Source organism: Metabacillus lacus, from assembly GCF_009674805.1.
Taxonomy (GTDB): Bacteria; Bacillota; Bacilli; order Bacillales; family Bacillaceae; genus Metabacillus_C; species Metabacillus_C lacus.
The window spans coordinates 26210-52620 of record NZ_WKKI01000010.1 but is presented as its reverse complement, the minus strand read 5'-3'; the positions used below and the strand labels follow the sequence as shown (position 1 = coordinate 52620).

Here is a 26411-nt window from a genome sequence, read left to right as displayed (position 1 = left end):
ATGCCTTTAGAAGTTAATAACCTGCAGCAGCTTAAAGTGTCGGTCATTGATGACATAGATGCACAGGCAGAAAGGTATATTGATATCAGCCATCAAATTCATGATAAACCGGAGATTGGAAATGAAGAATATTTTGCATCAGGCCTGCTGTCCTCACGACTGGAAGAAGAGGGGTTTCATGTAGAAAGAGATGTTGCTGGTCACAGCACTGCTTTTATAGCAAGAAAATTGTCAGGAAAAAACGGTCCTTCGATAGCATTTTTGGCAGAATATGATGCACTGCCGGGGCTTGGTCATGCATGCGGCCACAATATTATAGGAACGGCAAGTATTGCAGCGGCCATCGCTCTCAGCCAGATTGTTGACGAAACAGGAGGGGAAATTGTGGTGTTCGGTACTCCTGCTGAGGAAGGGGGACCGAATGGAAGCGCAAAAGGAAGTTTTGTCAAACACGGACTTTTAGAAGGAATTGATGCAGCACTCATGGTGCACCCTTCAAATGAAACAAGAACAACCGGAAACTCTCTGGCAGTGGATCCTCTTGACTTTGAGTTTATTGGAAAACCAGCACATGCTGCGGCATCACCTCATGAGGGAATCAATGCGCTGGATGCAGTCATTCAATTGTTTAACGGAATAAATGCACTGAGGCAGCATCTCAAAGATGATGTGCGCATACATGGCATTATTACACATGGAGGAGATGCCCCAAATATTGTTCCAGAGTATGCAAAGGCAAGATTTTATCTGAGAGCTGCACACAGAAAGGACTTGAATGAGGTAACAAAAAAAGTCAAGCTAATTGCGGAAGGCGCTGCACTTGCGACAGGTGCAAAATTGAATGTCATTGCGTTTCAAAATGAAATTGACAACCTGCTAATTAACAAGGTCTTCAACCAGGTATTTGCAGATGCCCTATCTGAACTGGATATAGAGGTCCTAAGCAATGAACGTAAGGGATATGGATCAACAGACGCAGGCAATATCAGCCAGGTTGTTCCAACTATTCACCCTTATATCAAGATGGGTCCTAGTTCGCTTGTTGCACATACCAAGGAATTCAGGGAAGCTGCTAAATCTCCTCAAGGAGACGAGGCCTTGCTGAGAGGGGCTAAAGCTCTGGCGCTAACGGGGCTGACTTTGCTGACAGATCAACAGACATTGAAAGAAATACAGCAAGAATTTGAAAATACCAAGGAAAGCATCTCTTACTAGTTGTTTTCGCAGCCCTTGAACGCATAGGGTTATAAACAGGCAGCTTTATCCAAACACTTTAAGAGGCTGGGCCGTAAAACTGACTGCAGAAAATGAAAAAGCTATCCCGCTTGATCAATGGGATAGCTTTTTTATTTGAAAAACATCTAGTTACGGGGATTGTTAATCGAGATAAACATTTATTTTTCTTACCAATTGCGGACTGAGTTGTAAAAAAAAGGAAAGTAAAGTACACTTTACTTATTAGGGGCAGTTAAGTTTGCTCATACGTGGAGGAAAGCACGTGAGGAATAGGGTGAAAGAAATGAGAACTGAGCACAATCTTACTCAATATCAACTTGCTGACTTGTTGGATGTGTCCAGACAAACAATTATTTCAATTGAGAAAGGAAGATATATACCATCCTTACCGCTTGCCATCAGTATCGCTAAAAACTTTCACGTGAAAGTGGAGGATGTATTTTTTGAGGAGGAATCTTAACATGAAATTACTCAATATCTTCCATAAACAAACCTTATTATTCCTGGGTATCTTGCTGTTTGCCTTCGGTATTCTGGATGTGTTTCTAAAACAATCTATAGCGAGCTATACGCTTGTTTTAGCATTTTTTCCTCTTGCTTATTTTGTCCTTTTTGAAGAAATAAAAAAGAATGATGAGAGAATGAAGGTGTTGCAACAAAAAGCTTCATATAACACACTCATTATTTCTTGTTTTTCACTTTTAGTCTTTTATCTTTTAGAACAGTTTACCTCTTTAAAAATTGACTACCTATTTTCTTTTTATTCTATTTTTGTTATCAGTTACACGATGAATCTGTTGGTTCTTTTCAGGAGGTATTAATTCTTTAAAAGCGCGAGCAGAACGTCGACCAAGCTCAGGTATCCTCATGGGAGATTGCTATGGGATTGGCTGCTTGTTGTTAGTAAGGAAAAGGCCATAGTCGAAGAGTTAATTCAAATATGCGTTCCCAACTTTGTTATAGCATCTCAAAGATAGTAAAACAAAACAGCCCACTTTGTTATAGTATCTGGCGAAAATGCAAAGATAGTAGAACAAAACCCCTCACTTTGTTATAGCATCTCAAAGATAGTAGAACAAAACCCCTCACTTTGTTATAGCATCTCAAAGATAGTAGAACAAAACAGCCCACTTTGTTATAGTATTTCAAAGATAGTAGAACAAAACAGCCCACTTTGTTATAGTATCTGGCGAAAATGCTAAGCTAGTAGAACAAAACCCCCCGCTTTGTTATAGCATCTCAAAGATAGTAGAACAAACCCCCCTCCGCTTTGTTATACAATCTCAAACCCCCTCTTTGATATAGTATCTTGAGCAATCAAAAGAGTTTTCTCAGAAAATTGAAAGCCTTTTCGCTTTTTTAAATTGCATTGAAAAGTATATGATAGATAGGGAGAATAATTCATCTTTATAGGAGGGGTAGTATGTATCGAATTGAGCGGGATACAATGGGGGAAGTGCAGGTAGCTTCCGATAAATTCTGGGGGGCTCAGACACAGCGGAGCAGAGAGAATTTTAAAATTGGTGAAGAAAAAATGCCGATTGAATTGATTCATGGCTTTGCCGTATTGAAAAAAAGTGCTGCTCTTGCCAATCAGAAGCTGGAGAAGCTGGATGCTGATAAGGCAGCAGTTATTGCTCAGGCTTGTGACGAAATTCTGGACGGAAAGCTGGATGAACATTTTCCTCTGGTCGTGTGGCAGACCGGGAGCGGCACGCAGAGCAATATGAATGTCAATGAAGTGATTTCCTACAGAGGAAATGAGCTTTTGAAGGAAAAAGGAATTGATAAAGAAATTCATCCAAACGATGATGTGAATATGAGCCAAAGTTCCAATGACACTTTTCCAACTGCTATGCATATTGCAGGTCTTCTTGCTGTAAAAAACAGATTGATTCCTGCCATTGGGCAGCTGGAGAAAACTCTTTCAGAGAAAGCAGCAGCTTATGACAATATTGTTAAAATCGGGCGGACTCATCTGCAGGATGCAACGCCATTAACGCTCGGTCAGGAGATTTCAGGCTGGCATTATATGCTTGTTAAATCAAGGGAGATGATTCAGCAAAGTGCTGAGCAGCTTCGAAGTCTTGCAATCGGGGGAACAGCTGTAGGAACAGGAATCAATGCACATCCGCAGTTTGGGGACATGGCTGCAGCTGAAATCAGCAGCATGACGGGCGAGACTTTCAGCTCATCTCACAATAAATTCCATGCACTCACCAGCCATGATGAGTTGGTTTATGTACACGGAGCGGTAAAGGCGCTTGCAGCGGATGCCATGAAGATTGCCAATGATGTAAGATGGCTTGCCAGCGGGCCGAGAAGCGGAATTGGGGAAATCACCATTCCTGAAAATGAGCCTGGAAGCTCGATTATGCCCGGCAAGGTAAATCCGACACAAAGTGAAGCATTAACGATGGTTGCCGTCCAAGTGATGGGCAATGACGCGGCGATTGGGTTTGCTGCGAGCCAGGGGAATTTTGAGCTGAACGTATACAAGCCGGTTATCATCTACAATTTCCTGCAATCTGTCAGACTACTATCAGACAGCTTGATTTCCTTTGATCGAAACTGTGCAGCTGGAATTCAGCCGAATGAATCTGTGATAAAAGGGCATTTAGAAAAGTCTCTTATGCTGGTAACCGCACTAAATCCTCACATAGGCTATGAAAATGCAGCGAAAATTGCTAAGCATGCCCATAAAAACGGCACTACTTTAAAAGAAGCTGCAGTGGAGCTTCAACTTTTGTCGGAAGAGGAATTTGATCAATTTGTGAAACCGGAAGACATGGTGGCTCCTAAAGCTTAGGATGTGTTGATTGCAAAGTGAGAATCATGAGAATAACTATTGCAAATACCAGATGAATAAAGGAGTCAAATTCTTATGTCTAAGAGTTTGGCTCCTTTTTCATTCCAGGGTGAATTGCTCACTATCCTGCCTGTCTTGAAGCAGGCGCTACTTCGAAAATAGAAAGTTTCTCAGCGTATACAGCAGCCATTTTGGCAAAAGGTAACAAGTGTGAATTTTGAAAGGAGTGAGGGCACCATGGAAAAACAGGAGAAAAAGACTCAACCGACAGTAGCTCCTGGCCTGGAGACCAAGACTCAGCTTGATGAACAACCGACTACGCAAGAGCTGCATCACGGAGAGTCAACCAAAAGTGGTGCGTTTTTCTTATGATGAAGTAGATTCTTCATGAAAAGCCAAAGGGCTGTGAGAAATCATCGTCTACTTTGTTAGGTATAAATATCTGAATTTTTATAAAATTGAATAAGAAAATACACCTAGAGTTTTCAAGTTTAGTAGGACTTCAGTTTCTTTTTTAAGGTTTTATGGTCCTAAAAACGCAGGACAAGTAGGTTTGACAGCTTCTGAAAGCGAATACAGCAGAGTGATTTAAATAAAAGGAGGAAGCAAGTTATGAAAAAAATCCGTAAAAGCTCTGCTGTAGTGCTGTCTGCACTGCTTCTATCATCCAGTTTTTATGCGCTGCCTGCCCAAACAGCAGATGCTGCAGGACCGCAGTCCGCTGTGGCTGCCAATTTAAAAGGGAAAGATCAAAGAATTCTTGCAAGGTTTGATGCGAACCGTGCATATGAAGATGTCAGATATATGAGTGTAGACATCGGCCCGCGTGTGGCAGGGACAGCTGCTGAAAAAGAAACTGCAGACTGGATTAAGAATCGCCTGCTATCCTACGGACTAGATGTACAGGTACAGGAATTTAAAATACCAGATACGATGACAGGCGAAATCCGCTTATCAAGTACACAGGAAGTCCTCACCACTATTCCAGTTGGCTCAGGTGCAACACAAGAAGGCGGCCTTCAGGCGAAATTGGTGGATGCAGGTTTTGGAAGGGTAACTGATTTTACAGAAGCAGTTAAGGGCAATATTGCCTTGATTTCCAGAGGAGAAGGCCTGACTTTTGCTGCTAAAGTTCAGAATGCTGCAGCTGCGGGTGCTGCAGGCGTCATCCTTTATGACAATGTGGAAAGCGCTGCACCTTTAAATCCTTCTCTTGGCTTTGAATCCAGCATACCGGTTGCGGGTGTCACAAGAGCCAGCGGTTTGGCATTAAAAGCTGATTATGCAGGGACAGATAAAAATGTCACGCTTCAAGTAAAAAGGTTATCAAATGCTGTCAGCACAAATATTATTGCAACCAGAACGCCTAAGCATATCAAAAATCCTGATATTATCCATGTGTCCGCTCACTATGACAGTGTTCCGTTCGCACCTGGAGCAAGCGACAATGCATCTGGTACATCCGTTCTACTGGAGCTGGCAAGAATTTTGAAGAGCTATCCAATTGACAAAGAAATCCGCTTTGTATTTGTTGGAGCTGAGGAAATCGGGTTACTCGGTTCTAAATATTATGTAAGCCAGCTGAGCGCTGATGAGAAAAACAGAAGCCTTGGGAATTTTAATATGGATATGGTAGGAACCAGCTGGGAAAATGCTACTGCTATCTTCATGAATACGGTCGATGGAAAAGCCAATATCGTATCTGAAACAGCAAAGGCAGCAGCTAAAAGAATTGGTACTCCTTCTGAGCTGATATTGTTTGAGCGCGGCGCATCTGATCATGTATCATTCCATGAAGCAGGCATTGCAGCAGTTAACTTTATCCGCAGGGAGCCTGGTACAGCAGCTCTTGAGCCATACTATCACACTCCTCAGGATACACTTCAATACATCAGCAAAGAACGCCTTCAGGAAGCAGGCGAGTTGGTTGGTGTTTCTGTCTACTCATTGGCAGGAAAATAAGAGAATCATAGAAAAGAGGGCAGCTCGTCTACTACGGGCTGCCCTTTTTATGTTGAACTTTTAACGCAATCTCGACAGAAACATGTGCTCCCATATCTTCCAGGGAAGCAGCTTTTTGGCCCACAGCATCTGCCGAATGCCTTTGCCGGCAGGGTGCCGAAGCTTGGAGATAGTATGTTGATTTGCAAGTGCTGTGATTAAATCTGCAACTTCTTGAGGATCTCCATGATCTTTTGCTGAAACTTCCATCTCTCTTTCAACCTTTTTCATATATTCACTGTAAGGGGAATCTTTTCCGGATTTTGCAGCCATTTTTCTGCCTCTGGACCAGATGCTGGTACGGTAGGAACCAGGCTCAATCAGCGCAACCTGTACTCCGTATGGTTTCATTTCAAGACGAAGGCACTCTGAATAGCCTTCGACTGCATGCTTTGACGCAACATAGGGAGAAAGCCCGGGAAAACCTGTGAGACCGCTGATGCTGCTGATATTCAAAATTTTGCCTGAACGCTGCTGTCTCATGAATGGAAGAACAATCTGAGTGATTGAAATCAAGCCGAAGAAATTTGTTTCAAATTGTTCTCTGTATTCATCGACAGATACATCTTCACAAAATCCTCCAGCAGCAAAGCCCGCGTTGTTCACCAGCAGATCAATTTCTCCAATTTTCTCCAGAAGAGATTGGAATGATGAAATGTCAGCAGCATCTGTTACATCCAGCTTATGCAGGATTAAGTTGTCTTCCCAGCCGGCAGCCGCTTTCACAAGCATGGCAGCCCTTTCCGTATTTCTTACAAGCGCAATGACCGTCATTCCCTCTTTCAGCAGGGAAACGCTAGTCAGAAGGCCAAATCCGCTTGAAGCTCCTGTAATGGCGGCAACTCTTCTTGGCATATTTTATCTTCCTTTCTTTTATCTTCCTCTACATCCTATTATAATGAAAGGGAAGCTGCACGATGATGGGAGAATGAGATACATGGAAATACTAACAAAAAGATTAAAGTTGATTCCTTGCCGGGAGGAAGATGTAAAAGATGATGATCCAAGAGAATTTATCAGGCATTATCTTGATTCTTTGAGGGAAGATCCTGATAGTCTGGGTTGGGGCGTATGGCTTGTCAAGATTCTGGAAGACGGCTCCATTATAGGTGATATTGGCTTCAAAGGAAAGCCTGATGAGTATGGAAAAGTGGAAATTGGTTATGGAATTTCTGCCCACTATCAAAATAAAGGCTACGCTACAGAAGCAGTTGAAGCACTGTTAAACTGGGTGAATGCAACGGGAGCTGTTAAGATCATTACAGCTGAGTGTTTGATTGAAAACTCCCCGTCCATTAAAGTGCTGAATAAACTGGGTTTAAAAGAAGTATCTAGAAACAGTGACATGATATTTTGGGAAAAAACCTTATAAAAAAACAGCCTTCCGGATCCTTCATCCGGGAGGCTGTATTAGGATATAAGCTTTAAGCCAACAGTAGAGCAAATAATCATGCTGATGAACAGAAGTCTTTTCCAGTTACTAGATTCCTGGAAAAAGAAAATACCCATCAGAGCGCTTCCAGCTGTTCCTATGCCTGTCCATACAGCATATGCTGTACCCATTGAGATATCCTGCATAGCGATGCTCAGCAGGATGAAGCTTACCGTAAATCCGCCCGCCATATATAAAAAAGAAAATAGATTTCGTTTTTGATTCAGCCGGTTTATTCCTGCAACCCCGACGATCTCAAAAAAACCTGCCAAAATTAGATAAATCCACTCCATCTTCAGTGTTCTCCTTCCGCATCAGCTGTTCCTGAAAGTGCCTTTAATCCAGCAACACCCGTAATCAGTGTCAAAATGAGGAAGAGCTTTATCCATTGAAAAGGCTCTCCAAATAAAATGGTCTCAACCAGAACGGTACCTGCAGCACCGAGACCGGTAAAAACAGCATAAACCGTGCTGACCGGGAGTCTTTTTGTAGATCTAATCAGCAATGCAAAGCTCACAACAATACCTATGATTGTCATAGTCCACATAAAAAGATTGTCTGCATATTTAAGTCCAGATACCCAGACTACTTCAAATACAGCTGCGATAAACACCATCATCCAGTTACTGTTCACTTCAGGGTTCCTCCTAATGCATGCAGCCCATGTAAATAAAAAGGCCACAATGCTGCTACTCTTCTTTCAAATCTTTTCTCCCCTCCATAAAGCAGTTCAAGCATTGCAGCATCAAAGACGCTCAGAAAAGCAATGGCTGCCTCCTCAGCTGCCTGAGGTTTTTCTAGTCTTTGGGCCATAAAAGCGGATAGTTTGCTTTCAAAGCTGTCCAAGTATAAATAGGATTTTTCCATCACAGAGCTGTGAAGGTGTTCCGGAGGGAAAAAACAAATTCTCAGGAGAAATCTAGTCTCATTGGCTGTATGAAATTTGTTGCGAAAATTGCCGAGAAGGGCGTAAAGTATCTCTTCACCTGAAGAGTCACTGTTGTTTTTCAGGCTGCTGTCTATAAATTGAATTTCAGCTTTAACCACATCATCGATTGTGTGAAGAAACAGCTGATCTTTACTTTGAAAATATGTGTATAGGGATTGTTTCTTAATGCCTGCGTCTGCTGCAATATCAGCGAGTGAGGCACCTTCATATCCTTTTTGGGAAAAGTGAAGCACAGCGGCTTGCTTTATTTTATCAATTGTCATACTATCTCCTTCCTTCCTGACGTTCGTAAGGATCATTCTACAGGGGAGTGTTCAGAACGTCAAATAAGAGAATAAATAGACTTTTCTATTTATTTACATTGCGTTTTTGTAATTTCCCTTGTTATTCTTATACAGGAAATGAGAAGAGCCGGGGGAATTGCATTGAGAAAACTCACAGTTATTTTAACAGCAGCTATCATCATGATACATAGTTTCCAGCCTGACTCTGCTGCTGCAGAGGGGCTGTTTGAACAGCCGGAGCTGAACAGTGAAGCCGCAGTGCTGATTGACGCCAGGTCCGGACAGATTTTATATGATAAAAACAGCAGGATGCCCATGCACCCGGCAAGCATAACAAAAATTGCAACAGCGATATATGCCATTCATACCGGTGAGCTTCAAGATGTTGTAACAGTAAGCAAGAAAGCAACACAGGCGGAGGGAACTTCTGTTTTTCTGGAAGAAGGTGAGCAGCTGCCGCTCAAAAAGCTGATTCAGGGCCTTGTTATCAATTCAGGCAATGACGCAGGAGTTGCGATCGCTGAGCACATCAGCGGAAGTGTTGAGAAATTTTCTGAAGGGATGAATGAGTTTTTTAAGAGAGAAGCGGGAATTCAGGAAACCTTTTTTGAAAATCCACATGGATTATCGTCGCCAAACCACTTAACTTCAGCACATGATATGGCGCTGATTACTCAATATGGTATTAGGGATCCTGAGTTTCTGGAGATCTTCGGGACACCTCAGCTGAAATGGGATGGGCTTACATGGGACACTACACTAATCAACCATCATAAATTGATCAGCCAGTCACCGTATGAGGGGATATTGGGCGGAAAGAACGGCTATGTGTCTCTTGCCGGTTTTACACTCGTAACACATGCAGAGCGGGATGGCCTGGGCCTGATTGCAGTAACCCTGAAGGCACCTACTGACAGACAATCCTATCAGGATACAATGAAACTGCTAGACTATGGTTTTCAATTTTACGAGACTGGTTTGATTAAAGAAGGAACAACTTTTCATGATGATGAGGGATATGCATACCGAAATGATGAAGATATTTACTATACAAAATATAAAAATGAGGAAACAAGGCAAGAAGCAGCAGGCGGAGAGCTGGTGATAAAAGGAGAGAATGGAAGAGTGCTTGTCTCCAAGGCATTGACCAGCTTATCAGAAGAGCTCCCTTCAGAAGAAGAACTGCTCACCAATGGGGAAGCACAGGGAGAGAAACAGAAACAACTTTCAGATTCCCATTTTCAGAACGTTATGGGCATTTCATTTGCGATTGTCATTTTGTTGGCGGGGGCATTTTTCTTTCAGATCAGAAAGATATAATCCAGAAAGTAATTGTTAGAATTTTCTTAATTAGCTATAATTTAATTGAACAAATATGAGTAGAAGCAGGAGGCTGGGACATATCGTGACGTATACGCCTATATGGGATCTGGATGTCTTTTTTAAGGGAGGCAGCGGGTCACGGGAATTTAATGACTATCTTGAGCAGTTAACTGCGGAGCTTGGCGTTTTTAAGGAAAAAACGGAGCGCTTTCAGCTCCGGGAGGATTCCTCAGAATCAGAACTCTCTGAAGTGCTGACGGCATTTCAATACATAGCAAAGCAAGTAGGGCAGGCCGGGGCATATGTAAGCTGTTTGCAGGCTCAAAACACGAAAGACGTTCAGGCTGGACTACTGCGGGGGAGAATCACAAATATCAGTGCAGAGTTTGGAGTCATACTTGCTCAGCTGGACCAAAAACTGGCGGAAATTGATGACTTCTCGTGGAACAAGCTGCTGAACAGCACCTTCACGGAGATAAAGTTTGTCCTCAATGAAAGAAGAGACAGGGTAAAAGAAAAGCTGTCTTTACCAGAAGAAACAATGATTCAAAGTCTCGCAGTGGATGGCTATCATGGGTGGGGACAGCTGTATGATACCATTGTCAGCAAAATGACTGTGAAAGTCGAAGAAAACGGAGAGACCAAATTGCTGTCTATCGGGCAGGCATTCAACAAATTTTCTGATCCTGACAGAGAAGTAAGAAAATCAGTTTTTCAAGGCTGGGAAGAAGCCTGGTCTCAAAATGGAGATTTATTTGCTGATACGCTCAATCATCTGGCAGGTTTCAGACTGAGCGTTTACGAGAAAAGAGGCTGGAATGATGTGTTAAAAGAGCCCTTATCCCTAAACAGGATGAGCGGGGAAACACTAAATGTCATGTGGGAGACAATCAGCAGGAACAAAGGGCCTTTCCTAAAATATTTGAAAAGAAAGGCAGAACTTCTTGGAGTAGAAAGGCTGGACTGGTATGATCTTGACGCTCCTGTTGGAAAAGCCAATAGTAAAATGGGCTATCAGGAAGGTGCGGAGTTTATACTGAAACAGTTCGGGCAGTTTGGCTCCCAATTGGAGAGCTTTTGTAGAAAGGCATTTGAGGATAACTGGATTGAGGCCGAAGACCGTGCTGATAAAGCACCTGGAGGATTTTGCACAAGCTTCCCGGAAAGCGGACAAACCAGAATATTTATGACCTATTCAGGAACACCGAATAACGTTGCTACCCTTGCCCACGAACTTGGTCACGCATTTCATCAGCATGCGATGGAGGATGTGCATACTCTTAATCAAAATTATGCCATGAACGTTGCTGAAACTGCATCCACTTTTGCAGAGATGATTGTAGCGGACGCATCTGTGAAGAAAGCCGGCACAAAAGAGGAGCATTTAGCGCTTCTTGAAGATAAAATACAGCGCAGTGCAGCGTTATTGATGAATATCCATGCCCGTTTTCTTTTTGAAACATCTTTTTACGAGGAGCGGAAAAAGGGAGCTGTCAGTGCTGAGCGCCTGAATGAACTGATGGAAGGTGCGCAAAAAGAAGCTTACGGCGACAGTCTCGGAACTTATCATAAGGGTTTTTGGGCTTCAAAACTTCACTTTTATATTACCGGTACACCATTCTACAACTTTCCGTATACTTTCGGATATCTCTTTGCGCTTGGTATTTATGCGAGAGCCGGCAAGGAAGGAAAAAGCTTTGAAGAGAAGTATATCTCCCTTTTAAAAGATACCGGCTCCATGACAGTGGAGGAGCTGGCTGCAAAGCATCTCAGCGCTGATATAAAAGCAGCAGATTTTTGGGAAGAAGCTGTCAAAATGACTTTGAAAGATGTTGAAGAATTTTTGGAATTAACAAAATAGCAGGATTGAAAAAATTTGTGATTGCAAATGTGAAAGTATTTTCGTATATTTATATTAATTAAATTTCATAGGTGCTTAATCCCAACAGGGAGCGGGGGAACCAACAGCATGCATGTCATGCAGGGGTGAATCCATTAGACTGGTAGGACTGCTCTTCGTCCGAATCCGACAGCTAACCTCGTAAGCCAGGAGAGACTGCAGAATAAAATAGCTCTGTTCTTTTATAGAGCTCAATAAAACCGCGAGATCTCTCGCGGTTTTTTTATTTATGAAAATTGAAGGAGGAGGTTACTTATGCAACTGGCAAAGAAAATAATAATTGCACTGATATTGGGTGCAGTGGTGGGGATTGTCTTAAATCTTACGGCCCCGGACTTATTTGAAACTCTAAACACGTACTTATTTTTCCCTCTTGGAAGAATCTTTCTTAATCTGATCAACATGCTTGTCGTACCGATCGTATTCTTTTCAATTACCCTGGGAGTTGCAGGGCTTGCTGATCCAAAGAAGCTGGGGAGAATCGGTTTAAAAACCATCCTGTTTTTCCTGGCTACAACAGCCATTGCAATTACGCTTGGCCTGACACTTGCATCCGTCATTCAGCCAGGCAATATTGGCTCATTTGATACACAGGGTGCTGAGTATGAGGCGAATGAGGCACCATCCATTGCGGATACCCTGCTGAACATTATCCCTACCAACCCTATCAGAGCGATGGCTGAAGGAAATATGCTTCAAATTATTGCCTTCTCCATTTTGGTTGGTTTCGGAATTTCTAAGCTTGGCAATAAGGCTAGAAGCTTGCTGGGCGTTATTGAACAGGGTAACAGCCTGTTAATGTATCTTGTAAATCTTGTCATGAAATTTGCTCCGTATGGAACTTTCGGATTAATTGCATCAGCGATTGGCAGTCAAGGGTTTGACGCCATTCAAGCAATGTTCCTTTATATGTCGGTTGTGCTGCTGGCACTGATTCTTCATGCCATCATCACGTATGGCGGTGCGGTTTGGCTGTTTGCAAAAATCAATCCGATCACGTTTTTCAGAAAGTTTTTCCCGGCTATGACGGTTGCATTCAGTACTTCAAGCAGTAACGCAACACTGCCGGTATCTATGGACATCGCTCAAAAAAGGCTGAAGGTTCCTGAACCAGTCAGCAGCTTTGTCCAGCCGCTCGGCGCCACCATTAATATGGACGGCACCGCCATCATGCAAGGGGTGGCAACAGTCTTTATCGCACAGGTTTACAGCGAAGCGCTGTCTTTCCCTGAACTTCTTATTATTGTTTTAACCGCGGTTCTTGCGAGTATCGGTACAGCGGGGGTTCCTGGTGTCGGATTAATTCTCCTTGCCATGGTCTTAAATTCCGTTGGGCTGCCGGTAGAAGGAATTGCATTAATTCTCGGTATTGACCGCCTGTTGGATATGGCTCGTACAGCCGTTAACATTACTGGAGATGCTGCATGTGCAGTTATCGTTGCAGAAACAGAGAAAAAGCACGGCGACATTTCTGTACCTCATGTGAAAGAAACTGAGTCTCTATAACAACCGAGCAGGCTGCTAAATGAAAATTAGCAGCCTGTTTTTTCTTTTGTCAGGAGCTGCATGTTTGAAGCAGCAGAAGATTTTTACAGATTAAAAGGTATGCAATCCCAGCTTGATATAGCCTAGGGGGGTATAGTATGATGAAGAAGAGGTGTCAGGATTGAAAAATGAAATGTTTGTTGCGCACTGCCATTCTTCACAGGAACGACAAAGCCATCATTCAGAAGCCATGAAGAAAAATTTGATAACCAGAATGAACAGAATTGAGGGCCAGATCAGGGGCATTCACAGTCTTATTATGAAGGAAACTTACTGTGATGATGTTCTCACTCAAATTTCCTCTGCCTCTTCAGCACTGAACTCAGTCAGTAAAATCCTCCTTGAGGAGCATATGAAAAGCTGCGTCATTGAAAGGCTGGCAGATGGAGAAACCGAAGTGATTGAAGAAGTCATTTCCACAGTAAGAGATCTACTTCAAAGTAAGTCTGCTGTACTGCCGGGAGATGAAGGAACTCTCGACTCTCACCTTACTACACTTGGCGAAAGAGCCCGGAAAATCAAAGAGCTGATTTCTGAGGATACGTATTGTAATACTGTTCTCAGCCATATTGCCAGCCTGCAGTCGGGTCTACAAGGTGTAAGCGAAAAGCTGCTTCAGCAGCATATGAAAATCTGTCTGGGCGAACGTCTTCAGAACAATGATGCTGAGGCAATCAGAGATATGATGATTACAGTGAAAAAATTAATGAAATGAGGAATAACCATGGAAAACGCAGTTCTTCAAGTGAAAGGCATGTCATGCAATCACTGTGTAAAAGCAATACAAAGCAGTGTTGGAGCCCTCCAGGGAGTGAATAAGGTGAACGTCAGCCTTCAGGAAGGACAAGTGGAAGTTGAGTACAGCAGTGACAAAGCGAGCCTGCAAAAAATTAAGGAAACAATTGATGAACAAGGTTATGATGTTGAGTAAACAAGCTCTCTGCCTGATATATGGCGGAGGGTTTTTTTTCTTTATTGGTGTCAGCGAAAAGCCTTAAATTATTTAGAAAGCGTATGAAAAGAATGGCTTTGCCTATGAAGGGGGCTGGAAATGATTGAATTTGGCTTCAGCAGCTGTTTTTTCCTGCTTTACTCTGCGCATGCTGCAGGAGTAAGATATTTCCATTAGAGAGCCTCTTGCGGGTGATAGCATGTAAGTACGGGCAGTCTGAAACGCATTGATTTTAGGACAGGAAAGCAGGAGAAACCGTGAACATTCCCAAGGTAATAAAATTAAATCCGCCACAGCTGCTAGTGGTGGTATTTTGCGTATCCATCAGCGTTGGCACATTGCTATTAAAGCTTCCAATTGCAGCAAATGGAAGCATTGGCTGGATTGATGCTCTTTTTATCGCCACCTCGGCTATGACTGTTACAGGGCTTGCTGTCGTTGATATTGGCACAACTTTTACTGTATTTGGACAATTCATCATTGCACTGCTGGTTCAGCTTGGCGGGTTGGGTATTATGTCATTTGCCGTACTCATCTACATTGTACTGGGAAGGAGAATCGGCATCAAAGAAAGACTGCTCATGCAGCACGCCCTTAATCAGACATCTGTTGGGGGAATTATCAAATTAGTAAAGTACTTGTTCCTTTTTTACTTCAGCATAGAATTTTTTGCTATGATGATTCTCTCAATCAGATGGGTTCCTGAGCTTGGTTTATGGAAGGGGTTGTTTTACAGCGGATTTCATGCCATTTCAGCATTTAATAATGCAGGTTTCTCATTGTTTAGTGACGGGTTAATCGGCTACAGGGCTGACCCGCTCATAAATTTAACCATTTCCATTCTCTTCATCATTGGAGGTATTGGCTTTACTGTTCTGGTTGATATTTGGAGTAAAAATTCATGGAAAAGACTATCTCTTCATACTAAATTGATGTTATGGGGTTCACTCATCCTCAATGCAGCGGCAATGCTATTCATTTTTGCAGCAGAGTATACCAACCCGCTGACACTTGGAACTCTACCGCTGGGAGAAAAGCTATGGGCTTCTTATTTTCAGGCAGTGTCGCCCCGTACAGCCGGGTTTAATACGCTGGATATAGCGAGCATGGATGAAGCTACCTTATTCTTTATCATTGTTCTTATGTTTATTGGGGCAGGAAGTGCTTCGACAGGTGGGGGAATCAAGCTGACAACCGCACTAGTGATCCTCTTGGCTACACTGACCTTTTTACGGGGGAAAAATGAAATTAGCATCCTGAGAAGAAGTATACACAGCAGTATTGTTATGAAAGCACTCGCCATCTCAATGGTTTCAATTGTGTTCGTCATTTTCGCATTACTAATCTTGAATCTGACAGAAGCACAGTCCTTTATGTCGATCCTGTTTGAGGTTGTTTCGGCATTTGGAACTGTCGGCCTTTCTATGGGAATTACCGGGAGCTTAACTGCTGTCGGAAAGATTTTGATTATATTTATCATGTTTTTAGGAAAAGTGGGGCCGTTAACACTGCTCTTTACGCTGGCAAAACCTGCAAAAGAGAAGTACAGCTATCCGAAAGAAGATATACTAACTGGCTGAAAATATCTAAAGAGAAGTAAGAAGCAAGGAACACAGCAGGCCAAGGGAAGAGACAAGGCCGACAATCGCACCGCCTTCTTCAAAGGCTTCCGGCATCATAGTAGCTGATACCATTGCAATGATGCCGCCTGCTGCAAAGGAAGCAATAAAGGCCAGGGCAATTGGAGTACTGTCATGAAGCAATGAGTATCCTGCAAGAGAACTCACAGCTGACAGCAGCAGAATGCCGGTCCACATGATTAATATTTTTCTGGAAGAATAGCCATCTTTTTTTAGGCCTATCGAGCTTGACAGACCTTCCGGAAAATTGCTGATAAAAACTGCTACTACAACAAGATAGCTGATATGCCCATGATTCAGAAGACTGACTCCGATAATGAGGGATTCAGGAACAGCATCAATAAGCGTTCCTATCAAAATAGAGAGGCCGGAGTGGCTGACAGGATTCGTTACTGACCTCTTCCGCTCATGACCTCCTTTTTTCGTGATCACTAGCTCAGCTGAAGTATATAATAATGCTCCACTCAAAAAGCCAAGTGAAGCAGCCAGCATCCCGCCCTCTGCAACAGACTCGACCAAAAGCTCAAAGCTTGCTGCACCGATCAGCACCCCCGTACCAAAAGACATCACTAAACCGCTCAGCCTGCGAGGTATATTCACATATAAACCAAGCAAAGCTCCTGCCAACAGGGAAGATCCAGCTACGGCTCCCCAAAAAGCTGCCTCTGCCACTTTCTCACTCCTACCAAGCTTGATAACATTAGCCTTCCAATCTTTAGAAACAGCATACATATAAGTATGAGGTTTTTCTGCTGCAATGGGGAAGTGATAGTCCTCGTCTGCTGACAGAGGAATGGTCTGAGTACCTTATCTGGCAGTCCACTTCTTTACTGACAGGGAGGTAGGATCTCGAGTACCAAATCAAGTGGTTTGCTTTCATCTGCAGGAAAAAGGCTGAGCATCATATGTTCTTATCGTCAGGGGGAAGTGTCTGAGCATCACACTTGGCAGGCTCACTTACTGGCAGGGGATAGGATTTCGAGAACCAAATCAGGTGTTCCGCTCTACTCTGCAGGAAGAAGGGCTGAGCATCATATATGCCGGATGTTCTTATCGTCAGGGGGATGTGTCTGAGCACTACACTTGGCAGCCTCACTTACTGGCAGGGATAGGGTCTCGAGTACCAAATCAGGTGTTCCGCCGCTCTACTCTGCAGGTAAAAAAGGCTGAGCATCATATATGCTGGATGCTTTTATCGTCAGGGGGATGTGTCTGAGCACTATACTTGGCAGCCACACTTACTGGCAGGGGTAGGGTCTCGAGTACTAAATCAGGTGGTTTGCTCTACTCTGCAGGTAAAAAAGGCTGAGCATCATACATATATGCTGGATGCTTTTATCGTCAGGGGAAAGGGGCTAAGCACTACACTTGGCAGCCACACTTATTGGCAGGGATAGGGTCTCGAGTACTAAATCAGGTGGTTTGCTCTACTCTGCAGGAAAAATGGCTGAGTATCATATATGCTGTATACTCTTACGTCAGGGGGAAGGAACTAAGCACTACACTTGTTAAAAATAGCCGTAACATTTCCGCTTAACTAGCAGATAGCATCAAAAACAGCTTCCAATAAACGGAGGTATTCCGACTGTTATCTTTAAAATGCTAGAAATAGAGCATTTTCCTTAGCTTAACCGGAATTCCTTCCCCTATTTTCCCAAAAAATAGCTTGAAATTGCATTTAACAGGAATTTCTCCGTTAATTTTTCTCTTATTCCAGCGATTCTGGTCTGAGCATGCTGCCTGAACTTTCCGCTCTATTTCCAATTTCATTCACTTTTGTTACAATTGCGGCAGGAAGATAAATGACTCAACAATCCTATAAAAGGAGGTAAGAGTGATGGAAAAGGAATTTATTGAAAAATTTGATGGGCTGCTTGATAAATATACAGAGCTCCTGCTTGGGGAAAGCGGCGAGGATCTTAATGAAAAAGTGAAAATGTGGGCATTGTACTCTCATATTGCAAAATCAATGTCGCCGCTTGCAAAACATTGGAATGAAACATATCCGGAAGCAAAAGAAGAAATGAAAAAGCTGATTGCAGAAATTAAGGAATTAAACGAAAAAAACAGGCAGAAAAACTAGAGGAAAGCAGATTGCTTCACTTTGTGAAATGGTCTGGTTTTTTTTTGATGTGAAGATTGTTTGAGAATTTAATCAAGGGTTGTTTGTACTCAGCTGGTAAATGCCTAAATAGTAGAACAAAACCCCTTCTTTGTTATAGTATCTCGAAGATAGTAGAACAAAACCCCCTGCTTTGTTATAGTATCTCGAAGATAGTAGAACAAAACCCCCTGCTTTGTTATAGTATCTCGAAGATAGTAGAACAAAACTCCCTGCTTTGTTATAGTATCTCGAAGATAGTAGAACAAAACCCCCTGCTTTGTTATAGTATCTCAAAGATAGTAGAACAAACCCGCCCTCTTTGTTATAGTATCTGGCAAAAATGCGAAGATAGTAGAACAAAACCCCCTGCTTTGTTATAGTATCTCGAAGATAGCAGAACAAAACCCCCTGCTTTGTTATAGTATCTCAAACATAGTAGAACAAACCCGCCCTCTTTGTTATAGTATACGGCGAAAATGCGAAGATAGTAGAACAAAACCCCCTTCATTACAACACGCTCCCTCACAAAAGTAGAACACCCGCCATGCTTCATCACCAACACCCTAAAAAACCGGCAGTCCCCAAGGGACTGCCGGCCTCACATTATGCACTTACACTCCGATTGAAAACAGCAGGCATTTAATTCAGGTAAGGAGATTGCTGATCTGCATAGCCTGAAAACTGGTCATATGTTTGCTGCAGTTTTTGTGAGTCAACTGCTTCTACCTTGTACCACCCGTACTGGAACATTAAATTGTAGAGCTCTCTCTGGCAGTCCTGCGTATCATTAAAGATGCTCAGCACGTCTTCGTAAAGGGAAGAGTGGCTTAGTTCATTAAGCGCAGTGGAGTAGGATGCAGTCATATATTTTTCAGTGTTGAGCATATCATTAACAAAATCCCGCTCATTCATTTCAGGTGTTTTAGGAACGGTTGTTTCCGGATTCCCGATTTTACTGTCATTTGACGGTGTCATGTGCCAGCCTCCTATGTTGTTATTGTTTTGATTGCAGGTGGGTCAGTATTCTTTCGTAGTGGCCGCTGTGCATTGCGCCGACTTGATTTAGTGCATCTTTGAGCTGCTGATCCTGACATTGACCGGCAAAGAAATGCGCTTTTTTCATTGCAAGCAGATTCCAGGTCAGCATGTCTGAAAGGTAAAGATGATCCTTTGTTGTCAAGACTGCAGGCGGCTGTTCGATTACTTCGGATGAACCCGTATGTTGCTGCTGTTCCATAGTAGCTTACCTCCTCTGATATGTAATCAATCTTAGATTCCCACGGAATGAACTTTGTATTCTGATTCTCACAATTTGACACCTCTCGACATTTTTATGAAACGTATATTCAAATTGCCTAAAAGGTGATAAAATTATGTTAATTGTGAATTCACTTATTTCTTACCTGTATAAAAACAAGATATAAACCTTTAATTTTATTTTTTTAGTATAATTGTATGCGTTTTCCAGGAGGGCTTTTGCATGGAGCAATTAATGCGTAATTTTTTCTTATTCCTATCGAAAAATCGAATGTTTACAAAACTGGCTAAAAAATACGGTCTGCGGTTCGGGGCGTCCCGTTTTGTAGCCGGAGAGTCAATAGAACTTGCTGCTGAAGTAATTAAGGAACTCAACAAACAGGACCTTGATGTGACAATAGATTATCTTGGGGAGTTTGTAGACAACGAAGCAGAAGCGAATGAAATGGCTGATAATTCTATTCTTGCCATAGAAGCGATTGGCAGAGAAAATTTAAGATCTCAGCTGTCATTAAAAATGACTTCAATGGGACTTGATATCTCAGATGAGCTTGTGATGAACAATATGAGAAGAATTTTAACAGCAGCCAAAAAGAACGATGTGTTTGTAACAATTGATATGGAAGATTATTCGCGCTGCCAGAAAACAATTGAGATTTTTAAAGAGCTTCGAAATGAATTTGATAATGTAGGGACTGTTATACAATCCTATTTATACAGAACTGTGAAGGATATTGAAGATCTCAATCAGTTCAGCACGAACCTGAGGCTTGTAAAGGGTGCTTATAAAGAATCTCCCGAAGTTGCATTTCCAGACAAGAAAGATGTAGATGAAAATTTGAAGAAAATAATTAAAATGCATTTGCTGAATGGAAATTATACTGCTGTCGCTTCTCATGATGAAAATATGATTTCATACACAAAAGCCCTTGTTGAGGAATACAACATCTCTAAAGATCAGTTTGAATTTCAGATGCTGTACGGCATTCGGCCTGAACGCCAGCTGGAACTTGTGAAGGAAGGCTACAGAATGAGGGTGTACGTTCCTTATGGTACTGACTGGTACGGTTATTTTATGAGAAGGCTTGCAGAGAGGCCGGCTAACGTTTCGTTTGTATTAAAAGGTGTTTTCACTAAATAACATGTGATAGCTGCCGGGATTCCCGGCAGCTTCTTTTCTTTATGAATGATCCATATTGTGTTTTTTATACTGCTGATTACTGCTGGTTTTTTTATTGGTATCTTCAAGATGAGTAGGACCCGCGTTTCCTTTGACACTCGCTGCGCTCACTCCAGCTTTTGATGGATTACTTTTCAATTTGGCCATTTTGTCACCTCCTGTATTTAACCTTGCCCTGCAGCTTTTTATCCATCCTAAAAATAATTTTTGCATAAATTTGCTTGAACAAATTTTCTAAATATTTTATATTAGTAAGTAGAGAAGAGATTCTTCATTTTTTTTCATTAAAAAATGAATGAGTGTTCATTCAAAAATCTGGAGGGAGAGAATGCGATGGTCCAGCAAATTAAAAAAGCCGCAGTATTAGGTTCGGGAGTTATGGGGTCTGGTATTGCAGCACACTTGGCTAATATAGGAATTCCTGTACTATTACTTGATATAGTCCCCCGTGAATTATCGAAAGAAGATGAAGAGAAGGGTTTGTCACTGAATGACAAGTCTGTCAGAAACTCCATTGCAAGAAAATCAATAGACAAGCTTGTAAAACAAAAGCCGGCACCGCTTACGAGAAAAGGAAATCTTGAGTTGATCGAGGCTGGAAATTTTGAAGATGATATGAGCAGGCTTTCAGAGGCTGACTGGATTATAGAAGTAGTTGTTGAAAATCTAGATGTAAAGCATAAGGTTTTCTCACAGGTTGATGAACATAGAAAGCAGGGGAGCATTGTCAGCTCCAATACATCAGGCATTTCCGTTGAAGCAATGTCAGAAGGGAGATCAGAAGACTTTAAAAAGCACTTTTTAGGAACACATTTTTTCAACCCTCCACGTTACTTAAAGCTTCTGGAAGTGATACCGACAAAAGATACCGACGCTGAAGTTCTTTCATTTATGAAGAAGTTCGGCGAGGATGTACTAGGTAAAGGTGTGGTAGAAGCAAAGGACACGCCTAACTTTATTGCCAACCGTATCGGGACTTACGGGCTGCTTGTTACAGTGCAGGAAATGCTGAAGGGAGATTACAGTGTAGGGGAAGTCGACTCTGTTACCGGACCTTTAATTGGCAGGCCGAAGAGTGCTACGTTCAGAACGCTTGATGTTGTCGGTCTTGATACCTTCGCGCATGTTGCCAAAAATGTGTTTGATCAGGTAGAAGGAGCAGAAAAAGCAGTTTTTGATTTACCCGACTTTTTGAAAGAAATGCTGGAGAATGGCTGGTATGGAAGCAAATCCGGACAGGGCTTTTATAAAAAGGAGGGCAAAGAAATACTGGAGCTGAACCCGGGGACATTGGAGTATCAGCCTAGAAAGAAATTAAAAGCCGCATCTGTAGAAGCTGCAAAACAAGCTAAAGGAACAGGCAGCAAACTGAAAGCGCTTTTATATAGTGATGATAAAGCAGGATCACTTCTTTGGAATATTACAATGCCTTCACTCATCTATTCAGCAGAGCTTCTTGGAGAAATCGCTGATGACATCGTTGCTGTTGATCAGGCAATGAAGTGGGGATTTGGCTGGGAAAAAGGACCGTTTGAAATTTGGGACAGCATCGGTATTGAAAAATCAGTCCGCAAGCTTCAGGCTGAAGATCGTGAGGTTCCGGGGTGGATTCTCGACATGCTTGAGAAGGGCAACAGCTCTTTTTATATAAAAGAAAATGGCGAGACGTTTTACTATCATCAAGGAGAATACAGAAGAGCGGCAGAAAATGAAAAGGCATTGAACTTAAAAGTGCTGAAAGAGAAAAACGGCGTGATTAAAAAGAACAGCGGTGCAAGCTTAATTGATTTGGGAGATGGAGTTGCCCTTTTAGAATTCCATTCTCCTAATAATTCAATCGGCCTTGATATCGTCCAGATGATCAACTTTGCAATAGATGAAGTTGACCGGAATTACAAAGGGCTTGTGATCGGGAATCAAGGCAAAAACTTCTGTGTCGGCGCCAACCTTGCCATGATTTTAATGGAAGCACAGGATGACAATTATTTTGAAATTGATATGGTTGTTAAACATTTTCAGCAGGCAATGATGAAAATTAAATACAGTCCAAAGCCTGTCGTTGCCGCACCATTCGGCATGACGCTGGGCGGGGGAGCGGAAATTTGTCTGCCTGCCAGCAAAATTCAGGCTTCAAGCGAGACATACATGGGGCTTGTCGAAGCGGGTGTCGGACTCATTCCTGGAGGGGGAGGCAATAAAGAGTTATATATTAAACATCTAAACAGCCTTCCGGAAGGAATAGAATACGATCTGCAAAATGTTGCAAATAAAGTGTTTGAAACAATCGCCATGGCTAAGGTTTCTACGTCAGCTGCAGAAGCAAGGGACAACGCGTTCCTGAATGCTCAAGACAGCATTAGTTTTAACGGTGATCACCTGCTGTATGATGCGAAACAGGCTGTTCTTGAATTAGCGGAAAAAGGCTATCAGCCGCCGGTTCGCAAAAAGGTTCCGGTAGTAGGGGAAACCGGCTATGCTGCCCTCCTTCTTGGAGCGGAAGCCATGCATTTATCAGGATATATTTCAGAGCATGACTTGAAAATTGCTAAAAAGCTCGCATTTGTAATAGCTGGAGGCAAGGTTCCATTTGGAACGCTGGTTGATGAACAATATTTATTAGAACTGGAAAAAGAAGCATTTCTAAGCTTGGTAGCTGAGCAAAAATCACAGCAGCGGATGCAATTTATGCTTGTTAAAGGAAAGCCATTACGCAACTAAAAGGGGGAAGGTTCAATGAGGGAAGCGGTCATAGTAGCAGGAGCGCGGACACCTGTTGGAAGAGCAAAAAAAGGAACGCTCGCGCAGGTCAGGCCTGACGATTTGGGGGCGCTGGTTGTCAAAGAAACGTTAAAGCGGGCCGGCGGCTACGAAGGAAATATTGATGATGTGATTTTTGGATGTGCAATGCCAGAGGCAGAGCAGGGGCTTAACATGGCGAGAAACATTGGCGCTCTGGCTGGTCTTTCACATGATGTGCCGGGCATTACAATCAACAGATACTGTTCTTCCGGCCTTCAAAGTATTGCTTATGCAGCAGAAAAAATTATGCTGGGCCATGCAGATACTGTTATCGCGGGAGGAGCGGAATCCATGAGCCTTGTGCCGATGATGGGTCATACTGTCCGTCCTAACGTCAAGCTCGCTGAGTCTGCTCCGGCTTACTATATGAGCATGGGTCATACTGCCGAGCAGGTTGCTGGCAAATTCGGAGTCAGCAGGGAAGATCAGGATGCGTTTGCAGTAAGAAGTCATAAGCGTGCGGCGGCGGCAATTGCTGCAGGAAAGTTTGATGATGAAATTGTGGAAGTGAATGTGCCTGTACGTACAGTCGGGGATGACCATAAGCTTCAGGAAAGAACGATAATATTTTCAAAGGATGAAGGTGTCCGGGAGGGAACAACTGCGGAAATTCTGGCGAAGCTTAAGCCTGCCTTTGCAGCAAAAGGTTCCGTAACAGCGGGGAACTCTTCACAAACGAGTGATGGTGCGGCTGCTGTAATGGTCATGGACCGGGAAAAGGCGGAAGCATTGGGACTTCAGCCCCTGGCAAAATTCCGTTCGTTCGCAGTAGGCGGAGTGCCGCCGGAAGTCATGGGGATCGGTCCTGTGGCAGCTATTCCAAAGGCCCTTAAACTTGCAGGCTTAAGTTTATCGGATATTGATTTGTTTGAACTGAATGAGGCGTTTGCTTCACAGTCGATACAGGTCATCAGGGAACTTGGGCTGAATGAAGACAGAGTGAATGTAAATGGAGGAGCGATCGCGCTTGGCCATCCGCTTGGCTGTACAGGATCAAAGCTTACACTTTCTCTTATACATGAATTAAAACGCAGAAATGAGCAGTTTGGAGTTGTGACCATGTGTATTGGCGGAGGCATGGGAGCTGCTGGCGTATTTGAATTACTATAATCCAAAAATGGGGGAATGAAGGATGGCAAAAGCATCGGAATCATTGGTAAAGGGCGGAAGTTTTTTAATAGAGGATGTTCCATTTGAGAGTGTGTATACTCCTGAAGATTTTACAGACGAACATAAACTGATTGCAAGAACAACAGAAGAATTTGTTGTAAATGATGTGCTTCCCGAGCTTGAAGATATTGAAAATCATCAGTTTGAGAAATCTGTAAAGCTTTTAAAACAAGCAGGAGAGCTAGGACTTCTTGGGGCGGATGTTCCTGAAGAGTATGGCGGTCTTGGACTGGATAAGATCAGTTCAGCCCTGATTACAGAAAAGTTTGCGAGAGCTGGCAGCTTCTCTTTATCGTATGGAGCTCACGTAGGAATTGGGTCATTGCCAATCGTTCTTTTCGGAAACGAAGATCAAAAACAGAAATATCTGCCTGACCTGGCGGTTGGAGAAAAAATTGCAGCTTATGCTTTAACTGAACCGGGTTCAGGATCAGATGCACTGGGTGCGAAAGCAACAGCCCGTTTAAATTCAGAAGGCACTCATTACGTGATTAATGGTGAAAAGCAGTGGATCACGAATTCAGGCTTCGCAGACGTTTTCATCGTGTATGCGAAGGTGGACGGAGAACATTTTTCAGCCTTTATCGTTGAAAAAGAGTATGAAGGAGTTTCCACTGGACCTGAGGAAAAGAAAATGGGCATCAAAGGATCTTCCACAAGAACACTGATTCTGGAAGATGCACTTGTGCCGAAAGAGAACCTTCTGGGTGAGCTTGGCAAAGGGCATGTGATTGCCTTCAATATCCTGAATATTGGCCGCTATAAGCTTGCGGTTGGAACGATCGGCGGGTCAAAGCGCATTCTGGAGGTTTCCCTTCAATATGCAAATCAGCGTCAGCAATTTAAAACGCCGATCTCTAAGTTCTCGCTCATTCAGGAAAAGGCTGCGAATATGGCTTCAAAGCTTTATGCGATGGAAAGTTCCGTCTACCGTACAGTAGGATTATTTGAAGACAGAATGAGCAAATTATCACCTGAAGAAGTGAAGGATGGCCGTGCGGTTGCAGAGTCAATTGCAGAATATGCGATTGAGTGCTCTCTGAATAAAGTATTTGGTTCAGAAACATTGGATTATGTAGTGGATGAAGGCGTTCAAATTCATGGCGGCTACGGCTTTATGCAGGAATATGAAGTAGAACGGGCTTACCGTGACTCCCGTATCAACAGAATTTTTGAGGGTACAAATGAAATTAACCGTCTCCTCGTGCCTGGAACATTTCTGCGCAAAGCAATGAAAGGAGAACTTCCTCTTCTGCAAAAAGCTCAGGCTCTTCAAGAAGAGCTGATGATGCTCATGCCTGAAGAAGTTGGAGATGGACTTCTTGAGCAGGAAAAGCATCTTTTGAAAAACGCTAAAAAAATCGGCTTGATGATCGCCGGTCTTGCAGCGCAAAAGTATGGAACTGACATTCAAAAGGAGCAAGAGGTTTTGGTAAACATTGCGGATATTATTAGCAATGTATATGCAATGGAATCAGCGATTCTTCGTACGGAAAAAGGAATTGCAAAGTCCGGCGAAGGAAAAAACAGCCAAAAACTGCTTTATACTCAGGTGTTCTGTCAGGAAGCCTTTAATGAAATCGAAGCACATGCAAAAGAATCACTTGTTGCAATTGAATCCGGTGATTCATTAAGAATGATGATCTCCGCATTGAGAAAGTTTACACGACATACTCCAATCAATGTAATTGCAAAAAAACGCGAAATTGCTGCCGTGCTGTTTGATGCAGAAAAATACGCATTGTAAGAGAGAGACAGCTGGCTAAAAGCCACACTGCGAAGGTCATCCTGAGTTCAAGCCCGGGATGACCTTTTTTCTATCTAAGCAAT

Annotated in this window: 27 protein-coding genes, 1 pseudogene and 1 riboswitch; of the genes and pseudogenes, 20 read left to right on the top strand and 8 right to left on the bottom strand. The window is 42.8% G+C overall.

The window, feature by feature from the left end:
- The 6 genes from GJU40_RS07765 to GJU40_RS07745 all read left to right on the top strand — a co-directional run bounded on the left by GJU40_RS07765 (position 1) and on the right by GJU40_RS07745 (position 6007).
- Complete coding sequence (locus GJU40_RS07765; protein ID WP_154307185.1) at positions 1–1215, top strand: M20 family metallopeptidase; 1215 nt, start codon at positions 1–3, stop codon at positions 1213–1215.
- Between the two features lie 283 nt (positions 1216–1498).
- Positions 1499–1696 (top strand): helix-turn-helix transcriptional regulator, encoded by a 198-nt coding sequence (locus GJU40_RS07760; RefSeq protein WP_343031463.1) that lies wholly within the window; start codon positions 1499–1501, stop codon positions 1694–1696.
- Position 1697: 1 nt separating this feature from the next.
- Entirely contained in the window at positions 1698–2057 is a 360-nt protein-coding gene (locus GJU40_RS07755; protein ID WP_154307184.1) for a hypothetical protein, read from the top strand.
- A 602-nt stretch (positions 2058–2659) separates the two neighbouring features.
- Positions 2660–4045, top strand: a complete 1386-nt coding sequence (fumC, locus tag GJU40_RS07750) for a class II fumarate hydratase (RefSeq protein ID WP_154307183.1) — start codon at positions 2660–2662, stop codon at positions 4043–4045.
- A gap of 237 nt (positions 4046–4282) precedes the next feature.
- On the top strand, positions 4283–4417 hold the full coding sequence (locus GJU40_RS21205) for a hypothetical protein (RefSeq protein WP_281350675.1): 135 nt from the start codon (positions 4283–4285) through the stop codon (positions 4415–4417).
- A 240-nt stretch (positions 4418–4657) separates the two neighbouring features.
- The gene (locus GJU40_RS07745; RefSeq protein WP_154307182.1) at positions 4658–6007 is read left to right on the top strand and encodes a M20/M25/M40 family metallo-hydrolase; all 1350 of its coding nucleotides are present in this window, start codon (positions 4658–4660) and stop codon (positions 6005–6007) included.
- Positions 6008–6067: 60 nt separating this feature from the next.
- Here the strand turns inward: GJU40_RS07745 and GJU40_RS07740 are convergent, their stop codons facing one another.
- The gene (locus GJU40_RS07740; RefSeq protein ID WP_154307181.1) at positions 6068–6901 is read right to left on the bottom strand and encodes an SDR family oxidoreductase; all 834 of its coding nucleotides are present in this window, start codon (positions 6899–6901) and stop codon (positions 6068–6070) included.
- A gap of 82 nt (positions 6902–6983) precedes the next feature.
- Between GJU40_RS07740 and GJU40_RS07735 the strand changes: the two genes are divergently transcribed.
- On the top strand, positions 6984–7418 hold the full coding sequence (locus GJU40_RS07735) for a GNAT family N-acetyltransferase (protein WP_154307180.1): 435 nt from the start codon (positions 6984–6986) through the stop codon (positions 7416–7418).
- Between the two features lie 38 nt (positions 7419–7456).
- Here the strand turns inward: GJU40_RS07735 and GJU40_RS07730 are convergent, their stop codons facing one another.
- Genes GJU40_RS07730 through GJU40_RS07720 form a run of 3 tightly spaced genes read right to left on the bottom strand, consistent with a single transcriptional unit; the run spans position 7457 to position 8690 of the window.
- Entirely contained in the window at positions 7457–7771 is a 315-nt protein-coding gene (locus tag GJU40_RS07730) for a DMT family transporter (RefSeq protein WP_154307179.1), read from the bottom strand.
- Positions 7772–7773: 2 nt separating this feature from the next.
- Positions 7774–8112, bottom strand: coding sequence for a DMT family transporter (locus GJU40_RS07725; protein WP_343031462.1), 339 nt, complete (start codon positions 8110–8112; stop codon positions 7774–7776).
- Entirely contained in the window at positions 8109–8690 is a 582-nt protein-coding gene (locus tag GJU40_RS07720) for a TetR/AcrR family transcriptional regulator (RefSeq protein ID WP_170289354.1), read from the bottom strand. Before GJU40_RS07720 ends, GJU40_RS07725 begins: the two co-directional genes overlap by 4 nt.
- A 162-nt stretch (positions 8691–8852) precedes the next feature.
- Here GJU40_RS07720 and GJU40_RS07715 point away from each other — a divergent pair, with 162 nt between their 5' ends.
- From GJU40_RS07715 to GJU40_RS07690, 7 genes and pseudogenes are all read left to right on the top strand, one after another.
- Entirely contained in the window at positions 8853–10031 is a 1179-nt protein-coding gene (locus GJU40_RS07715; protein ID WP_246188306.1) for a D-alanyl-D-alanine carboxypeptidase family protein, read from the top strand.
- Between the two features lie 55 nt (positions 10032–10086).
- Entirely contained in the window at positions 10087–11895 is a 1809-nt protein-coding gene (locus tag GJU40_RS07710; RefSeq protein ID WP_154307177.1) for a M3 family oligoendopeptidase, read from the top strand.
- Between the two features lie 62 nt (positions 11896–11957).
- A riboswitch (cyclic di-AMP (ydaO/yuaA leader) is annotated at positions 11958–12098 on the top strand.
- Between the two features lie 91 nt (positions 12099–12189).
- Positions 12190–13440 carry a dicarboxylate/amino acid:cation symporter gene (locus tag GJU40_RS07705; RefSeq protein WP_154307176.1) on the top strand — a complete coding sequence of 417 codons (1251 nt, stop codon included), beginning with the start codon at positions 12190–12192 and terminating at the stop codon, positions 13438–13440.
- A 172-nt stretch (positions 13441–13612) separates the two neighbouring features.
- Positions 13613–13918 (top strand): annotated as a pseudogene (locus GJU40_RS21515) (metal-sensitive transcriptional regulator); the annotation flags it as partial.
- Entirely contained in the window at positions 13892–14194 is a 303-nt protein-coding gene (locus GJU40_RS21510; protein WP_425481209.1) for a metal-sensing transcriptional repressor, read from the top strand. The pseudogene GJU40_RS21515 and the gene GJU40_RS21510, both read left to right, overlap by 27 nt.
- Before the next feature lie 9 nt (positions 14195–14203).
- The gene (gene copZ, locus GJU40_RS07695; protein WP_154307174.1) at positions 14204–14410 is read left to right on the top strand and encodes a copper chaperone CopZ; all 207 of its coding nucleotides are present in this window, start codon (positions 14204–14206) and stop codon (positions 14408–14410) included.
- A gap of 278 nt (positions 14411–14688) precedes the next feature.
- Positions 14689–16011, top strand: a complete 1323-nt coding sequence (locus GJU40_RS07690; RefSeq protein WP_343031460.1) for a TrkH family potassium uptake protein — start codon at positions 14689–14691, stop codon at positions 16009–16011.
- Positions 16012–16017: 6 nt separating this feature from the next.
- Here the strand turns inward: GJU40_RS07690 and GJU40_RS07685 are convergent, their stop codons facing one another.
- Positions 16018–16743, bottom strand: coding sequence for a ZIP family metal transporter (locus tag GJU40_RS07685; RefSeq protein WP_343031459.1), 726 nt, complete (start codon positions 16741–16743; stop codon positions 16018–16020).
- 536 nt (positions 16744–17279) lie between these two features.
- Between GJU40_RS07685 and GJU40_RS20695 the strand changes: the two genes are divergently transcribed.
- Entirely contained in the window at positions 17280–17468 is a 189-nt protein-coding gene (locus GJU40_RS20695) for a hypothetical protein (protein ID WP_170289353.1), read from the top strand.
- Positions 17469–17908: 440 nt separating this feature from the next.
- Complete coding sequence (locus GJU40_RS07680) at positions 17909–18154, top strand: DUF2573 family protein (protein WP_154307172.1); 246 nt, start codon at positions 17909–17911, stop codon at positions 18152–18154.
- 660 nt (positions 18155–18814) lie between these two features.
- Here GJU40_RS07680 and GJU40_RS07675 read toward each other — a convergent pair.
- Together GJU40_RS07675 and GJU40_RS07670 are read right to left on the bottom strand one after the other, a co-directional pair.
- Positions 18815–19150, bottom strand: a complete 336-nt coding sequence (locus tag GJU40_RS07675; protein WP_154307171.1) for a spore coat protein — start codon at positions 19148–19150, stop codon at positions 18815–18817.
- A 19-nt stretch (positions 19151–19169) separates the two neighbouring features.
- Positions 19170–19412 (bottom strand): hypothetical protein, encoded by a 243-nt coding sequence (locus GJU40_RS07670; protein WP_154307170.1) that lies wholly within the window; start codon positions 19410–19412, stop codon positions 19170–19172.
- A gap of 243 nt (positions 19413–19655) precedes the next feature.
- On the opposite strand from GJU40_RS07670, the gene GJU40_RS07665 reads away from it, so the two are divergent.
- Positions 19656–20573 carry a proline dehydrogenase family protein gene (locus GJU40_RS07665; RefSeq protein WP_154307169.1) on the top strand — a complete coding sequence of 306 codons (918 nt, stop codon included), beginning with the start codon at positions 19656–19658 and terminating at the stop codon, positions 20571–20573.
- A 39-nt stretch (positions 20574–20612) separates the two neighbouring features.
- Here GJU40_RS07665 and GJU40_RS07660 read toward each other — a convergent pair whose 3' ends face one another.
- On the bottom strand, positions 20613–20759 hold the full coding sequence (locus tag GJU40_RS07660) for a YuzL family protein (RefSeq protein WP_154307168.1): 147 nt from the start codon (positions 20757–20759) through the stop codon (positions 20613–20615).
- Between the two features lie 186 nt (positions 20760–20945).
- Here GJU40_RS07660 and GJU40_RS07655 point away from each other — a divergent pair, with 186 nt between their 5' ends.
- The 3 genes from GJU40_RS07655 to GJU40_RS07645 are packed head-to-tail and all read left to right on the top strand — an operon-like array spanning position 20946 to position 26328.
- Positions 20946–23330 carry a 3-hydroxyacyl-CoA dehydrogenase/enoyl-CoA hydratase family protein gene (locus GJU40_RS07655; RefSeq protein WP_154307167.1) on the top strand — a complete coding sequence of 795 codons (2385 nt, stop codon included), beginning with the start codon at positions 20946–20948 and terminating at the stop codon, positions 23328–23330.
- A 15-nt stretch (positions 23331–23345) separates the two neighbouring features.
- Positions 23346–24521 carry an acetyl-CoA C-acetyltransferase gene (locus GJU40_RS07650; RefSeq protein WP_154307166.1) on the top strand — a complete coding sequence of 392 codons (1176 nt, stop codon included), beginning with the start codon at positions 23346–23348 and terminating at the stop codon, positions 24519–24521.
- 22 nt (positions 24522–24543) lie between these two features.
- Positions 24544–26328 (top strand): acyl-CoA dehydrogenase family protein, encoded by a 1785-nt coding sequence (locus GJU40_RS07645; protein WP_154307165.1) that lies wholly within the window; start codon positions 24544–24546, stop codon positions 26326–26328.
- Positions 26329–26411: the final 83 nt, after the last annotated feature.